Raw genomic sequence first — 15,561 nt, 5'->3', positions numbered from 1 at the left:
ACGAGCCGTTTTTGGCGGATTCCTACAAACCGGCAGGCGCGGCATGCGTCATCCGCGACATTGGTGTACCCGGCGGTAAGGGAGCAATGTGTACGACGAAGACAGGCGACGTTCCGGCGGGTCCGGCGTCGCCTGCTGTGCGTGGTGCTGTCAGGTTCGCTGGGAGGCTTTGTCCGTGTTCAATCGCGTCGCCATCGTCAACCGCGGAGAGGCCGCGATGCGGCTGATCCACGCCGTCCGGGACTTGTCCGCCGAGACCGGGCGACGGATCGAGACGGTCGCGCTCTACACGGACGCGGACGCCACCGCGACTTTCGTCCGCGAAGCCGACGTCGCCTATTCGCTCGGCCCCGCCTCCGCGCGGCCCTACCTCGACCTCGCCAAACTGGAGAAGGCGCTGGTCGAAACCAAGGCCGACGCGGCGTGGGTCGGCTGGGGCTTCGTCGCCGAGGACCCGGCGTTCGCCGAGCTGTGCGAGAAGATCGGCGTCGCCTTCGTCGGCCCGAGCGCGGACGCGATGCGCAAGCTCGGCGACAAGATCGGCGCGAAGCTGATCGCCGAGGAGGTCGGCGTCCCGGTCGCTCCGTGGAGCGGCGGCGAGGTCGCGACGCTCGAGGAAGCCCTCGCGGCGGGCGACAAGATCGGCTACCCGCTGATGCTCAAGGCCACCGCGGGCGGCGGCGGGCGCGGCATCCGCAAGGTCGAGTCGGCGGGCGACCTCACCGAGGCCTACGAGCGCACCAGCCAGGAAGCGCTGCGCGCGTTCGGCAGCGGCGTCGTGTTCCTGGAACGCCTGGTCACCGGCGCGCGGCACGTCGAGGTCCAGGTGATCTCCGACGGCGAGACTGCGTGGGCGCTCGGCGTCCGCGACTGCTCGGTGCAGCGGCGCAACCAGAAGATCATCGAGGAGTCCGCGTCGCCGGTGCTCGGCGCGGACCAGACCGCCGAGCTGAAGGCGTCGGCCGAGCGGCTCGCGGTCGCGGTCGGCTACCGCGGCGCGTGCACCGTCGAATTCCTCTACCACCCCGGCGACCGGATGTTCGCCTTCCTCGAGGTCAACACCCGGCTCCAGGTCGAACACCCGATCACCGAGATCACCACCGGCACCGACCTGGTGCGGCTGCAGCTGCACGTCGCGTCCGGCGGCAAGCTCGAGGGCGCGCAGCCCGAAGAGTCCGGGCACGCCGTCGAAGCGCGGCTCAACGCCGAGGACCCGGACCGCGACTTCGCGCCGTCCCCCGGCCGCATCGCGCGGCTGCTGCTGCCCGCCGGCCCCGGCATCCGGGTCGACACCGGGGTCAGCGAGGGCGACACGATCCCCGCCGACTTCGACTCGATGATCGCCAAGATCATCGCCTACGGCCGCGACCGCGACCAGGCGCTCGCGCGGCTGCGCCGGGCGATGGCCGAGACATCCGTGCTCATCGAGGGCGGCGCCACCAACAAGAGCTTCGTGCTCGACCTGCTCGACCAGCCGGAGGTGATCGACGCCAGCGCGGACACCGGCTGGATCGACCGCGTCCGCGCCGAAGGCCGTCTCGTCACCACGCGGCATTCCGCGGTCGCGCTCGCCGCGGCGGCGATCGAGGCCTACGAGGACGACGAGGAGGTCGCCCGGCAGCGCCTGCTGTCCACCGCGTTCGGCGGCCGTCCGCAGGTGCGCCACGAAATCCGTCCGCTGGACCTGAAACTGCGCGGCGCGTCCTACCGCGTCACGGTCGCGCGCACCGGGCCGAAGCGGTTCCGGGTCGGCGTCAGCGGCGGCGGCGACGTGCACCCGGCCGATGTCGAGCTCGAGCGGTTCGACGAGTACAGCGGGCAGATCACCGTCAACGGCACGCGGTTCCGGCTCGTCACCGGCACGCACGGGCCGATCCACCTGGTCGAGGTCGACGGCGTCACGCACCGGATCAGCCGCGACGAGGGCGGCGTCGTCCGCTCCCCCGCGCCCGCGCTGGTGGTCGCCACGCCGGTCGCGGTGGACGACGAGGTCGAATCCGGCGCGCCGGTCCTCGTGCTGGAAAGCATGAAGATGGAGACGGTGCTGCGCGCGCCGTTCCGGGCCCGGGTCAAGGAACTCCCGGTGTCGATCGGGAGCCAGGTGGAGACCGGAGCGGCGCTGCTGCGTCTCGAACCGCTGGCCGACGGGACCGAGGACGAGACGGCCGCGGAGGCCGAGACCGCCGAGATCGACCTGCCCGGCGAGCCGGACGGCACGAGCGCGGCCGACCGGGTCGAGCGCGGCAGGCAGGATCTGCGCAGCCTGCTGCTCGGGTTCGACGTCGACCCGCACGACCAGGGCCGCGTGCTCAGCGGCTACCTGGCGGCGCGCGCGGAGCTGCCGGCGCGTCCGCTGGAGGGCGAACTCGAACTGCTGGACGTGTTCGCCGACCTGTCCGAGCTGAGCCGGAACAAGCCGGCCGACGACGACCTCAGCGCGTCGAGCCCGGTGCACAGCGCCCGCGAGTACTTCCACACGTACCTGCAGAGCCTCGACGTCGAGCGCGCCGGGCTGCCGGAGAAATTCCAGGGCAGGCTGCGCCGCGTGCTCGGCCACTACGGCGTCGGCGACCTGGAGCGCACGCCGGAGCTCGAAGAGGCGGTCTTCCGGATTTTCCTTGCCCAGCAACGGGCTTCGAGCGACAGTGCGATCGTGTCCGCGCTGCTGCGCCAGTGGCTCGCCGAGGCCCCGCCGTCGGCCGAGCTGCGCGAGACGGCCGGGCTCGCGCTGGAGCACCTGGTCGCCGCCACGCAGCTGCGGTTCCCGGCGGTCAGCGACCTCGCGCGCGGCGTGGTGTTCCGCTGGTTCGCGCAGCCGATGCTGCGCCGGGCCCGCGCCGAGGTGTACGCCGAGATCCGCGGTCACCTGCGCTACCTCGACCGCAACCCGGACGCGCCCGACCGCGCCGAGCGGATCTCGGGCATGGTGTCGAGCAACGAGCCCTTGGTGCGGCTGCTCGGCCAGCGGATCGGGCGGCCGGGCGCGGACCCGGCCCCGATGCTCGAGGTGCTGACCCGGCGCTACTACGGCAACAAGGCGCTCACCGACGTGCGCGTGCGCGAGGTCGCGGGCTGCTCGTTCGTCACCGCGGAGCACCCCGAACCGGCGCGCGTGGTCACCACCGCGGTCGACTTCCCGCAGCTGCCGGACGCGATGCGCGCGGTGGCCGAGCTGTCCGCCGGCGCCGGGGTCCCGGTCGCCGCGGACGTCTATCTCAAGTGGACGGACCAGCCCGACAGCGACGCGATGGCGGCGAAGCTGGGCGAAATCGTGGCGGCGCAACCGCTTCCGGCGGACGTCGACCGGGTCGTCACCACGGTCGCCGGGGGCGGCGGCGCGGTGATGCACCACCACTTCACCTTCCGCCGCACCGAATCCGGCTTCGCCGAGGACCGCGTGATCCGCGGGCTGCACCCGCGCGTCGCCGAACGGCTGCAGCTGGAGCGGCTGCAGGAATTCGACCTCACGCGGCTGCCGTCGGCGGACGAAGAGGTGTACCTGTTCACCGGCACCGCGAAGGCGAACCCGGCCGACGAGCGGCTGATCGCGATGGCGCAGGTCCGCGACCTGACGCCGCTGCGCGAGGCGGACGGCAGGCTCGTGTCGCTGCCCTCGGCCGAGGACACGCTCAACGCGTGCCTCGACGCGGTCCGCAACGCGCAGGCGCGGCGTCCGGCGAAGAACCGGTTCGACACCAACCGGATCGTCATCTACGTGTGGCCGCCGAGCGACCTGACGATGGACGAGCTGAACCTGCTCGCCCGCCGCATCCTGCCCACGACCGCGGGTGCGGGCCTCGAGGAGATCCAGTTCCTCGCCCGGCAGCGCAACGCCGAGACCGGCGAGCTGACCGACATCGCGGTGACGGTCCGCAACGAGGTCGGCGCGGGCGTGCGGCTGACGGTCGAGGCCCCGAGCACCGAACCGGTGCAGCCGCTGGACGACTACCGGCAGAAGGTGCTGCGCGCGGCACGCCGCGACACGGTGTACCCGTACGAGCTGACCGACCTGCTGGCCGGCGGCGGGTCCTTCGTGGAGCACGACCTCGACGACACCGGCGCGCTGGTGCCGGTCGAGCGGCCGCGCGGGCAGAACAAGGCCGGGCTCGTGGCCGGCGTGGTCAGCACGCCGACCGACCTGGTGCCCGAGGGCGTCAAGCGCGTGGTGCTGCTGGGCGACCCGACGAAGTCGCTCGGCGCGCTGGCCGAACCGGAGTGCACGCGGGTGATCGCGGCGCTGAACCTGGCGCAGGAGCTGCGGGTCCCGGTCGAATGGTTCGCGCTGTCGTCCGGCGCGCGGATCTCGATGGAGTCCGGCACCGAGAACATGGACTGGGTCGCGGCCGCGCTGAAGCGGATCGTGGAGTTCACCCAGGACGGCGGCGAGATCAACATCGTGGTCGCCGGGATCACCGTGGGCGCGCAGCCGTACTGGAACGCCGAGGCCACGATGCTCATGCACACCAAGGGCATCCTGGTGATGACGCCGGATTCGGCGATGGTGCTCACCGGCAAGCAGTCCCTGGACTTCTCCGGCGGCGTGTCGGCCGAGGACAACTTCGGCATCGGCGGCTACGACCGCGTCATGGGCCCGAACGGGCAGGCGCAGTACTGGGCGCCGAACCTCGCCGGGGCGCGCGACGTGCTGATGGCGCACTACGCGCACACCTACGTCGTGCCGGGCGAAGCGGGCCCGCGCCAGGCGGTCACCGCCGACCCGGCGACCCGCGACGTGTCGGACTACCCGCACGCCGTCGTCGGCAGCGACTTCACCACGGTGGGCCAGATCTTCTCGGCCGAGCACAACCCGGACCGCAAGAAGCCGTTCGACATCCGCACGGTGATGCGCGCGCTGTCCGACCAGGACCACCCGGTGCTGGAACGCTGGGCGGGCATGGCGGACGCGGACACCGCCGCGGTGCAGGACGTGCACATCGGCGGCCACCCGGTGTGCCTGCTGGGCATCGAATCGCGTTCTGTGCCCCGCCGCGGCTTCCCGCCCACCGACGGCCCGGACACGTTCACCGCGGGCACGCTGTTCCCGAAGTCGTCGAAGAAGGCGGCCCGCGCGATCAACGCGGCCAGCGGCAACCGTCCGCTGGTGGTGCTGGCGAACCTGTCCGGCTTCGACGGCTCCCCGGAGTCGATGAAGAAGCTGCAGCTGGAGTACGGGGCCGAGATCGGCCGCGCGATCGTGAACTTCGAGGGCCCGATCGTGTTCACGGTGATCTCGCGCTACCACGGCGGCGCGTTCGTGGTGTTCTCGAAGGCGCTGAACCCGAACATGACGGTGCTGGCGCTGGAGGGTTCGTTCGCCTCGGTGCTGGGCGGCGCCCCGGCGGCCGCGGTGGTGTTCGCGGGCGAGGTCAAGACCCGGACGGCGAACGACCCGCGGGTGGCTGAGCTGCAGAAGCGGCTGGGCGAGCTGAGCGGGGCCGAGCGGGCCGCTTGTGCGGCTGAGCTGGCTGAGGTCACGTCCTCGGTGCGGGCGGAAAAGCTCGGTGAAGTGGCGTCGGAGTTCGACCGGGTGCACAGCATCCAGCGCGCTGTCGAGGTCGGGTCGGTGGACGCGATCGTGAGCACGGCGCAGCTCCGCCCGCGGATCATCGAGGCGATCGAGCACGGGCTTAAGCGCTGAAGGTTCTCGTGAGTGCTGGCGCCGGTTAGAACCGGCTGCCATGTTTCAGGACTTCGTGAACAGATGTGTTTCAGGACTTTGTGGGCAGTTTTTGGTTGGCGAGGCGTTGGTAGCGTACTGATCGGTCCAGGGTGAGCTGGCGGGCGATCGTGTCGTTGATCATGACGGTGACGCGGTCGCCTTGCCAGTAGACGCTGGCGGTGTGTCCGGCCCATCGGCGTCCCAGGACGATGGAGCATCCGGAGAACGCGATGACGCCGGTGGCCGAGACGGGCCGGGTGGCGAGGCCGCTGGGCCGGCGCGGCCCGGTGGCGGGGACGGCTTTGGGCCGGGCGTCGTAGCGCTGCCGGGGCGTGTCGCCGTTGAGGCTTTGGTGGCGGCGGTGGTTGTAGATCGTCCGGTATTCGTCGAGCAGTTCCTGCAGCTGGGCGAGTGTGCCGGCGGCCGGTCGGGCGGCGAGCCATTTCTGCAGGGTCTGATGGCTGCGTTCGTTCTTGCCGCAGGTTTGCGGGTGGTGCGGGGCGGCGGCGATCGCGGTTATCCCGAGGGCGGCGAGGCGGCGTTCGAGTTCGACCATGCGGCCGCGGTGTTTGCCCGAGAAGGCGAGCCCGTTGTCCGACAGCAGCGCCACGGGCAGGCCGTGTCCGGCGAAGGCGTGTTGCAGGGCGGCCCAGGTGGCGGCGGTGGTCTCGCCGGTCGCCGCGTAGGCGCCGACGTCGAGGCGGGAGTGGTCGTCGAGGATCTGGATGATGCAGACCTTCGTCCCGTCGGCCAGGTGGTGCTCCATGCCGTCGATCTGCCAGCAGCCGTTGGGGTCGGCGTATTCGAACCGGCGCCGCGTCCGGGGTTTCTTGCGCGGCTGCGGGACGATCTGCCCGTGGGCGCGCAGGATCCGGTAGACCGCCGACTGCGACGGCACCGCAGCGGCGCCCTGGGCTTCCAGCCGCCAGCGGATCGAGATCGGCCCGTTGTCGAGCCCTTCGTCGGCGAGTTCCTTGCGGGCACGCAGCACCGCCTCCGCCACCTCCGTCCCGAGCGCGGTCGGGCGGCGGTGCGGGGCGGTGCTGCGGCGGGTGAACCCGTCGGCGCCCTCGGCCCGGAACCGGTTCAGGTACTTGTGGAACACCGTCCGGGACACACCGTGCTCGCGGCAGAACCGCGCGATGTTGACGTCTTCGCCCGCGGCGGCGCCAGCGACCGCGGCGACGAACTCAGGATCCATCGAAAACCCTGCTCTGCCCATCGCCGCATGATCACCACAGCAGCCGTGGCGACCAGACCGACAGGCCGGTCAGTGTCCACGATGTCCTGAAACATCACCTGTTCACGATGTCCTGAACTCAGACAGCCGGTTAGAACCGGCGCCAGCACTCACGAGGCCACCGTGATCCCCCGGATTGTCTTCACCTCGCCCAGCAGCGCCGGGGTCACCTTCACCGAGTACCCGTCCAGCGCGTACCGCTGCTCCCCCACGTGCAGGTGCACCGGTGTATTCCCTTGGTGTGCCAGCAAAGCCTGCTTGAGTTCCAGCACCACCGGCAGCGTGACCTTCTCCGCTCGCGTGTGCAGCACCAGCGGAGCTTCCCCGAGTTCCGTCAGGTCCAGCGGCGCCAGGTCCGCCCCGAAGACCGACATCTTGTCCTCACGCCAGTTCACCCGGCCTTTCACCAGCACCGCGTTGTCCTCCACCAGATCCGCCGCGCACAACGCGTACGATTTGGCGAAGAACAGCACCTCAAGCGACGCGTCCAAATCCTCGACCGTGCAGATCGCCCACGGTTCGCCCTTTTTGTTGACCCGCCGCTCCAGCGAAGTGATCAATCCCGCGACGACGAGTTCTCCTTCCTTCGGCGGGTTGTCGATGATCGCCGCGATCGGGCGGGGTGCGTGTTTGCGGAGAACGCCCTCGGCGCCGTCCAGCGGATGGGCGGAAACGTAGAGGCCGAGCATGTCCCGTTCCTGCGCCAGCAACTGCTTGCGCGGCCACTCCTCGGCAGTGAACTTCACGTGCGCCAGCGGAGAAGACGCCGGTTCTTCGCTTTCTCCGCCGAAGAGGTCGAACTGGCCCATCGCTTCCTGGCGCTTGAGCGGCACGACGGCTTCCACCGCGTCCTCGTGCACCTGGATCATCGACAGCCGGGTGTGGCCCATGGAGTCGAACGCGCCCGCCTTGATCAGCGATTCGATCACCCGCTTGTTGCAGGCCACCAATTCCGATTTGTCCAGGAAATCGGTGAACGAGGAGTACTTGCCCTTCTCCTCGCGCGTCTTGATGATCGACTCCACCACGTTCGCGCCCACGTTGCGCACCGCGCCCAGACCGAAGCGGATGTCGTTCCCGACGGCCGCGAACCGCAGCGCCGACTCGTTCACGTCCGGCGGCAGCACCTTGATCCCCAGCCGGCGGCACTCCGACAGGTAGATCGCCGACTTGTCCTTGTTGTCGCCCACCGACGTGAGCAGCGCGGCCATGTACTCCGCGGTGTAGTTCGCCTTCAGATAGGCCGTCCAATAGCCGACCAGCGCGTACCCGGCGGCGTGCGACTTGTTGAACGCGTACCCGGCGAACGGCAGGATCGTGTCCCACAACGCTTGCACGGCCTCAGCGGAGAAGCCGTTGTCGATCATCCCGGCACGGAAGCCCTCGAATTCCTTTTCCAGGACTTCCTTTTTCTTCTTGCCCATCGCGCGGCGCAGCACGTCCGCGCGGCCCATCGAGTACCCGGCGACCTTCTGCGCGATCTGCATGATCTGTTCCTGGTACACCACCAGGCCGTGCGTTTCGGCGAGGATCTCGCGCAGCGGTTCTTCCAGTTCCGGATGGATGGGTTCGATGGCTTGCCGCTTGTTCTTGCGGTCGGCGTAGTTGTTGTGCGTGTTCATCGCCATCGGACCCGGCCGGTAGAGCGCGTTGACGGCCACGATGTCCTCGAACCCAGTGGGGCGCATGCGGCGCAACAGGTCTCGCATCGCGCCACCGTCCAATTGGAACACCCCGAGGCTATCGCCGCGGACCAGCAGGGCGAAGGTTTCGGGATCGTCGATGGCCAGCCGGTCGAGATCGATGTCCTCGCCGCGGTTGGCCTGGATGTTGTCGATCGCGTCGCCGATGACGGTCAGGTTGCGCAGGCCGAGGAAGTCCATCTTGAGCAGGCCGATGGCCTCGCACGACGGATAGTCCCAGCCGGTGATGATCGAGCCGTCATCCCTTCGCCACAACGGAATCGCGTTCAGCAGGGGTTCACTGGACATGATCACCGCGCAAGCATGCACGCCCGCGTTGCGGATCAACCCCTCCAGACCGCGAGCAGTCTCGAAGATCGTCTTGCACTCTTCATCGGTCTCCACCAGGGCACGGACCTCGGCCGCTTCCGCGTAACGCTCATGCTTGGCGTCCACGATTCCCGACAGCGGAATGTCCTTGGCGGCCACCGGCGGCGGCAAGGCCTTGGAAATCCGGTCCGCGATCGCATAACCGGGTTGTCCGAAGTGGACTCGCGCGGAGTCCTTGATCGCCGCCTTGGTCTTGATCGTGCCGAAGGTGATCACCTGCGCGATCCGATCGGAGCCGTATTTCTCGGTGGCGTACCGGATCATCTCGCCGCGGCGGCGGTCGTCGAAGTCCATGTCGATGTCCGGCATGGACACTCGTTCCGGATTCAGGAACCGCTCGAACAGCAGACCGTGCCGGATCGGGTCGAGGTTAGTGATGCGAAGCGCGTACGCGACCAGCGATCCCGCCGCCGACCCTCGTCCCGGCCCCACTCGGATCCCGGCCTCGCGGGCGTGCGTCATGAGGTCAGCCGTGATGAGGAAGTACCCGGGGAAGCCTTTCTCCACAATGACTTCGAGTTCGTACTCAGCGCGCTCGCGGTATTCGTCGGGCACTCCGTCCGGCAGCCGATGCTCAAGCCCGGACATCACTTCATGGTGCAGCCAGGTGGCTTCGGTGTGGCCCTCGGGGACGTCGAAGACCGGCATCCGGTCCTTGTGCGCGTACACGTCCTCATACGACTCCACCCGCTCGGCGATCAGCAGCGTGTTGTCCGCCGCGCCCGGGACCTCCTTGTCCCAGTACTCCCGCATCTCCTGCGCCGACTTCAGGAAATAACCGTCCCCGTCGAACTTGAACCGCGTCGGATCGTTCAGCGTCTTCCCCGCCTGCACGCACAACAACGCCGAGTGCGTGTCCGCCTGGTCCTTCGTCACGTAATGCGAATCGTTGGTGGCCAGCGGCGGCAGGTCCAGCAGCTTCCCGATCTCCAGCAGACCCTCCCGCACCGACCGCTCGATCGGCAGCCCGTGGTCCATCAGCTCCAGATAGAAATTCCCCGCGCCGAAAATGTCCTTGTAATCCGAGGCCGCCTGGATCGCCGCCTCCCGCTGCCCCAGCCGCAGGCGCGTCTGCACCTCGCCCGACGGACACCCCGTCGTCGCGATGATCCCCTCCGCGTTCTCCGCGATCAGCTCCCGGTCCATCCGCGGCTTCCGGTAATAGCCCTGGATCGACGCCAGCGACGACAGCTTGAACAGATTCCGCAACCCCGTCGCGTTCCCCGCGACCATCGTCATGTGCGTGTACGCACCGCCGCCCGAAACGTCCCCGCCCTCGCCGAACTCGTCCGACCCCCGCTGCGACGCCTGCCCCCAGAACACCGGCTTCTTGTGAAACCGGCTTTCCGGCGCGACGTACGCCTCGATCCCGATGATCGGCTTGATCCCGTGCTTCTTCGACGTCTGGAAAAACTCGTCCCCGCCGTACATGTTCCCGTGATCAGTCATCCCCACCGCGGGCATCCCCAACCGGGCCGCCTCCGCGAACAACGGGCCGATCTTCGCCGCACCGTCCAGCATCGAATACTCAGTGTGGACGTGCAGGTGGACAAACGATGGCATGGCCGCATTGGACCCGCCGCACCGCGCTGGCGTCCAACAACCGACACGCGCGCTCGGACCACCTCCGGTTGTGCCCCGAGGTACCGCCGGTTGGCAAGTCCACAATGGACTCGCCAACCGGCGGGTTTTATTCGTCGGAGTCGTCGTCCGCGAGCAACGCGTACAGCTTGCGCCGGGCTTCGCGAAGCACCTTTCGCGCCTCGGCGCATTGCGCCTCGCTGCCGGTGTGCGCGACCTGCGCCGCCGCCCCGGCCAGCTCGCCAATCTGCTGATACAGCGCCGCAAACCGGTCCGCGCCCGGCTCCTCGCGAGCCGAAGACTCCCAAAGCGCCGCGAACTCCTCCTCGCGCCCCGCGACGTGCTCCCGCCCCGCCTCAGTGAGATGCGCGACGCGGCGTCCGCCCTCCTCCGCCGTGCGGACCAGGCCTTCATCCTCGAGTTGCTGCAGGATCGGATAAATGGACCCCGGGCTGGGCCGCCACTCGTCATTCGTCCGGCGGCGGATCTCCTGCATCAGCTGGTATCCGTGGCGAGGCTCCTCGGCCAGGAGAGCAAGCACCGCCGGCCGCACCGGACGGGCTGGGCCTCGTCCACCGCGGGGTGGCCCGCCGAAGAACCCTCCTGGTCCGCCGGGCCCTCCCGGCCCGCCGGGAAAACCGGGGAAACCAGGAAACCCGGGAAACCCCGGCCGATGCGGCGGCCCGGGCGGCCCAGGAGGACCGGGAGGCACGGGAGGGAAGCCGCCGCGGGCCTCGAAGAAGATGCCGTCCCAGGCTCCACCGGGGTGGCCCGGGTGACCGGGGTGCTCATCCGGATGTCCCTGGTCGCCCGGATGCCCTGGATGCCCACCCAGATGCTCCAGGTCGCCCGGGCGCCCTGGATGCCCACCCAAATGTCCCAGGTCGCCCAGGTGGTCTGAATGCCCGCCCAAATGTCCCAGATGGTCCGAGTGCCCTGGATGCTCGCCCAAATGTCCCAGGTGGCCCAGGGGGCCTGGATGCCCTGGATGCCCGCCCGGATGACCCACGTGGCCCAGGTGCGCTGGATGCCCGCCCGGATGACCCAGGTGGCCAGGGTGCTCGCCCGGATGACCCGCATCGCCGGAATGCTCGTCAGGATGGCCCGGGAGCGCGCCGTGGTCCCCTGATCCGCCCAGGTCGCCGGAACACTCGCCCTGTTCTCCCGGGAGCGCGTGCTGCTCCCCTGGCCCTCCCGGCTGGCCGGGGTGCGCATGATGCTCCCCCGCTTCGCCCGGCCCGCCATGGTGATCGCCCGGCTCGCCCCCAGGGCGGCCCAGATGATCAGGCCAGCCGAACGCGACTCCCGGTGCGCCGAAGAGCCCGGACTGGCCGAACCTGGCCCCGGGTCCGCCGAACACGGCGTGCTGGCCGAAGCCCAGGCCTCGCCCGCCGAACAAGCCCGCCCAGCCGCGTCCGAACCAGGCCTCCAGGTCGCCGTACCCGGCCGGACGTCCGTGCCCCTCGCCCGGACCGCCTTCCCAAGGCCACCCGTGCCCTTCCCCCGGTCCGCCCGGATGTCGCCCTCTCCCCTCGCCGGGCGCGTCCGGCCTCGCTCGGCCCTCGTCCCCAGGGCGAACTGGTCCAGGCCGGCCGAAGCCGAACGGCATCCCGTGCCCCTCGAAGCGTTCCGGGCCGCCGAAGCCTCGGAACAGGTGTTCTCCGCCTGCGGTGGGTGTCATGAGTCCTCCTTCGTCGAACGATCGCCGATATGCCCACGATATATCGGCGAGTGTTCGACGGCAAGGCTGCTCGAACCCGGCGGGCGGAAAGGTCAGGAGGTTCCGGCTGGGGCGGTGGTCGCGCCTTCGCCGCCGAAGCGGATGGATTTCGCTTCCTTGCCCAGCGAGGTCAGCACGGCGACCGCGATGAGCACCGGGATCACTGTCCACAGCAGCGCGGCGGTGTAGCCCTGTGACTGCGCGATGCCCTGCTGGAGCGGCAGGTTCAGTGCGGCCAGCAGGTTGCCGAGCTGGTAGGTGACGCCGGGGAAGAAGCCGCGGATCGCGTCGGGGGACATTTCCGTGAGGTGGGCGGGGATGACGCCCCACGCGCCCTGCACCATGACCTGCATCAGGAACGAGCCGAGCGCGAGCATTCCGGCTCCGTGGTCGACGGCGAAGATCGGGATGATCGGCAGGCCCAGCACCGCGGCGCCGACGATCGTCATCCGGCGGCCGAAGCGTTCCGACAGCGAGCCGAAGACCAGGCCGCCGATGATCGCGCCGACGTTGTACAGCACGGCGATCCACGTGCTGGTCGCCGCGCTCAGGCCGGCCCCGCCGTGGTCGGTCGCCTTCAGGAAGCTCGGGTAAATGTCTTGCGTGCCGTGCGACATCCAGTTGAACGCGGTCATCAGCAGCACGAGGTACCCGAACCGGCGCAGGACCTTCGGGTTGAACAGGACGTCCTTGACCGACGTTCGCGTGACGCGCATCTTCTCCTGCGCGGCCTCCCACACCTCCGATTCCTTGACCCGCGCCCGGATCAGCAGGCTGATCAGCGCCGGGAAGATGCTCAGCACGAAGATCCACCGCCACTCCAGGCCGAGCGCGGTGTGGAACAGCAGATACGCCAGCGCGGCCAGCAGGTATCCGGCCGAGTAACCCGCTTGCAGCAGTCCCGAGAAGAACCCGCGCCGCTCCACCGGGATTTTCTCCATCGCGAGCGCCGCGCCCAGGCCCCATTCACCGCCCATGCCGATGCCGTAGACGAACCGCAGGATCAGCAGCACGGTGAAGTTCGGCGCGACCGCACACAACACCCCCGCCAGCGAGTACAGCAGGACGTCGGCCATCAGCGGGATCCGTCGGCCGGACCGGTCCGCCCACAGCCCGAACAGCAGCGCGCCGACCGGGCGCATGACGAGCGTCGCGGTGGTGATGAACGCCAGCTGGGTGGCCGTGGCCCCGAACGATTTGTCCTTGGCGATGTCCGTGAGCACGAACACGACCAGGAAATAGTCGAACGCGTCCATGCTCCAGCCGAGCCACGCGGCGAGGAACGAGTTCCGCTGATCGGCGTTGAGCTTGCGTTTTTCCTTGCCCCCGGCTGCGTTTTCGGTCACCGGCTTGGTCTACACCCGGTGCGGCGGCGAGGCAAGAGTCGCATGTGGACTCAGCGCATCCCTGACATACCAAGCAAAAGCGGAGAAATCGGGTTACTCGGGCGCTTTCGCCGAGCGAGTCAGCAGGTGCGCCTCGCGCATCCGGCCGTCCTCGGTGAACTGTCCGAAGAATGACACTTCGATCTCGAGCTCCTTTCCTCGCTGGCGAACGTGCAGCGTGTACCGCGCGGCGAGGCGATCCCCGTCGGCCATCGCCTCGTGAACTTCGATCCGGCTCTCCGGCCGGTTTTTCCGCACCGGACGGCAATGCGCGACCAGCCGTTCGCGGTCGATCCGGACCCCGTCGGCGATCTGCACGACGTCGGGCGTGTGATAGCGGTCGACCACCGTCGCCGCGTCCTCGTCGGTGCGCACCAGATCGTCGGTGAACGACGTGAAGAAGCGTGCGATGAATTCCTTCGGATCTGTGCGTTCGAGCGTGTCCATGAACCCCTCCCAGATGAACTCTGACACACTGTAAGATATCCGGTGAGGCCAAGTTTGACAAGGTGTAAGAGATGGCAAAACTCCGCGCTGACGCCCAACGCAGCCGTGCCGCGATCCTCGACGCGGCGCTCGACGTGCTGGAAGCAGATCCGGACGCGAGCGTCGAAGGCATCGCCACGGCGGCGGGCGTCACCCGCCAGACCGTGTACGCCCATTTCCCGTCCCGTGAACGGCTTCTGGCGGCGGTGCTCGACCGGCTCACCGAGGAAGCCGTCGACGCGATGGACGCCGCGGGCCCGGACACCGGCCCAGCCGCGGACGCGATCCTGCGGGTACTCGCCGCCGCGCGCCGAGCGTCCGCGCGCTATCCGATGCTGCTGCGCCGGTTCTCCTCGACGGCAACCTCCGCAGAGGAGGGACGCGAGCAACACGAGCCAGTCGCCGACCGCTTGCGAAGGATCGTCGAACGCGGGCAACACGCCGGCGAGTTCGACCGTCAGCCGCCGTCGGACTGGCTGGTCACGGTGATCATCCAACTAGGCCACGCCGCCGCGACCGAGGCTGACGCCGGACGACTTTCCCCGGTTGAAGCCGAAAAAGAACTGTCCGCCACGGTGCTGCGAGTACTAGGCGCGTCCTGACGCCTCAAATCGCGACGCGCGACTGCACCCGACGCCCGATGTCCCGTGCCCAAGCCCGAATCCGCTCCCAGTCGCGAAAATCCCCGGCCCGGCTGCCGCGTGCCATCAGCTTCTCCAGCACCCCGTCGGCCAGCGCCGGATCAAGCCGCCCGCCAAACGTCTCCGTACGCCCCGCATCAATCGCGGCGGCCAGCAACGTCACCCGCGCGGGGAGACTCACCCGGGTGATATTCGCCCCCGGACCACACGGTCCACTGTGGAACAGCCAAACGGGGCGCTCCCGCAGCGCTTCGGTGTGGCGTTCCAGCAACCGCACCGCCTCAGGCCGCCACCGCGCGTAGTAAAGGGCGCTGCCCACCACCACCGCCCCGTACTCCGTGACGCTGTCGACCTCGCCCGCATCCCGCACGTCCACCACAAACTCGGCAGCACGCAACTCCTCGCCGACGACTTCGGCGATCTCGCGAGTGCCGCCATGCTTGCCCGCATACGCGACGAGGACGTTGATCATGCCCTCATTGTCCACCCCAGCAGCGACTCGCGCCCGCTCCACCAACCGCGGCCCGCCACCCCAACGACAGCCAGACCCAACAAACCGCAGCCGATGCACCCAACCACCGAGGCACCAACCAAACCGCCGCCGACGCACCCAACCACCGGGGGCACCCAGCCCCTCCCCCAACCCCGATACGAAGCCTCCCTGCGGGCGGTGGGTGCTTGTCAAGGCATCTTTCCCGCCTTGACAAGCACCCGCTGCCCGTCAGCACAATGAAAATTCGGGGTGCCCCACGCAACCCACCAAAAGCAATGTCGCCC

9 protein-coding genes are annotated in these 15,561 nt (G+C 69.1%); 2 read left to right on the top strand and 7 right to left on the bottom strand.

Annotation, left to right across the window (positions count from 1 at the left end; all coding sequences use genetic code 11):
• Nucleotides 1-175: 175 nt before the first annotated feature.
• On the top strand, nucleotides 176-5,638 hold the full coding sequence (locus SSMG_RS13070) for a biotin carboxylase N-terminal domain-containing protein (RefSeq protein ID WP_037713532.1): 5,463 nt from the start codon (nucleotides 176-178) through the stop codon (nucleotides 5,636-5,638).
• Nucleotides 5,639-5,708: 70 nt separating this feature from the next.
• Here SSMG_RS13070 and SSMG_RS13065 read toward each other — a convergent pair whose 3' ends face one another.
• From SSMG_RS13065 to SSMG_RS13040, 6 genes are all read right to left on the bottom strand, one after another.
• Nucleotides 5,709-6,860, bottom strand: a complete 1,152-nt coding sequence (locus SSMG_RS13065; protein WP_037713211.1) for an IS481 family transposase — start codon at nucleotides 6,858-6,860, stop codon at nucleotides 5,709-5,711.
• A gap of 149 nt (nucleotides 6,861-7,009) precedes the next feature.
• Nucleotides 7,010-10,534 (bottom strand): DNA polymerase III subunit alpha, encoded by a 3,525-nt coding sequence (gene dnaE, locus SSMG_RS13060; protein ID WP_009076409.1) that lies wholly within the window; start codon nucleotides 10,532-10,534, stop codon nucleotides 7,010-7,012.
• A gap of 127 nt (nucleotides 10,535-10,661) precedes the next feature.
• Nucleotides 10,662-11,048: a PadR family transcriptional regulator gene (locus SSMG_RS43385; protein WP_234392822.1), complete on the bottom strand. Its 387-nt coding sequence runs from the start codon at nucleotides 11,046-11,048 to the stop codon at nucleotides 10,662-10,664.
• On the bottom strand, nucleotides 11,048-11,632 hold the full coding sequence (locus SSMG_RS46110) for a hypothetical protein (RefSeq protein ID WP_199785893.1): 585 nt from the start codon (nucleotides 11,630-11,632) through the stop codon (nucleotides 11,048-11,050). Before SSMG_RS46110 ends, SSMG_RS43385 begins: the two co-directional genes overlap by 1 nt.
• A 693-nt stretch (nucleotides 11,633-12,325) precedes the next feature.
• A complete protein-coding gene (locus SSMG_RS13045) occupies nucleotides 12,326-13,618 on the bottom strand; it encodes an MFS transporter (protein ID WP_009076403.1) in 1,293 nt (430 codons plus the stop codon).
• Between the two features lie 93 nt (nucleotides 13,619-13,711).
• On the bottom strand, nucleotides 13,712-14,104 hold the full coding sequence (locus SSMG_RS13040; protein WP_037717070.1) for a nuclear transport factor 2 family protein: 393 nt from the start codon (nucleotides 14,102-14,104) through the stop codon (nucleotides 13,712-13,714).
• A gap of 71 nt (nucleotides 14,105-14,175) precedes the next feature.
• Here SSMG_RS13040 and SSMG_RS13035 point away from each other — a divergent pair, with 71 nt between their 5' ends.
• Entirely contained in the window at nucleotides 14,176-14,745 is a 570-nt protein-coding gene (locus SSMG_RS13035) for a TetR/AcrR family transcriptional regulator (protein ID WP_009076401.1), read from the top strand.
• A 4-nt stretch (nucleotides 14,746-14,749) separates the two neighbouring features.
• Here SSMG_RS13035 and SSMG_RS13030 read toward each other — a convergent pair whose 3' ends face one another.
• Nucleotides 14,750-15,256, bottom strand: a complete 507-nt coding sequence (locus SSMG_RS13030; protein WP_009076399.1) for a flavodoxin domain-containing protein — start codon at nucleotides 15,254-15,256, stop codon at nucleotides 14,750-14,752.
• Nucleotides 15,257-15,561: the final 305 nt, after the last annotated feature.

The sequence above is a fragment of the Streptomyces sp. AA4 genome (genome assembly GCF_000158875.1).
Lineage (GTDB): Bacteria > Actinomycetota > Actinomycetes > Mycobacteriales > Pseudonocardiaceae > Amycolatopsis.
This window is presented reverse-complemented; position numbering and strand designations above follow the sequence as displayed.

Coding starts and splice junctions, on each gene's coding strand:
- SSMG_RS13065 (WP_037713211.1), bottom strand. CDS start 6,860: ATGGATCCTGAGTTCGTCGCCGCGGTCGCTGGCGCCGCCGCGGGCGAA.
- dnaE (WP_009076409.1), bottom strand. CDS start 10,534: ATGCCATCGTTTGTCCACCTGCACGTCCACACTGAGTATTCGATGCTG.
- SSMG_RS43385 (WP_234392822.1), bottom strand. CDS start 11,048: ATGCAGGAGATCCGCCGCCGGACGAATGACGAGTGGCGGCCCAGCCCG.
- SSMG_RS46110 (WP_199785893.1), bottom strand. CDS start 11,632: ATGCGGGTCATCCGGGCGAGCACCCTGGCCACCTGGGTCATCCGGGCG.
- SSMG_RS13040 (WP_037717070.1), bottom strand. CDS start 14,104: ATGGACACGCTCGAACGCACAGATCCGAAGGAATTCATCGCACGCTTC.
- SSMG_RS13035 (WP_009076401.1), top strand. CDS start 14,176: ATGGCAAAACTCCGCGCTGACGCCCAACGCAGCCGTGCCGCGATCCTC.
- SSMG_RS13030 (WP_009076399.1), bottom strand. CDS start 15,256: ATGATCAACGTCCTCGTCGCGTATGCGGGCAAGCATGGCGGCACTCGC.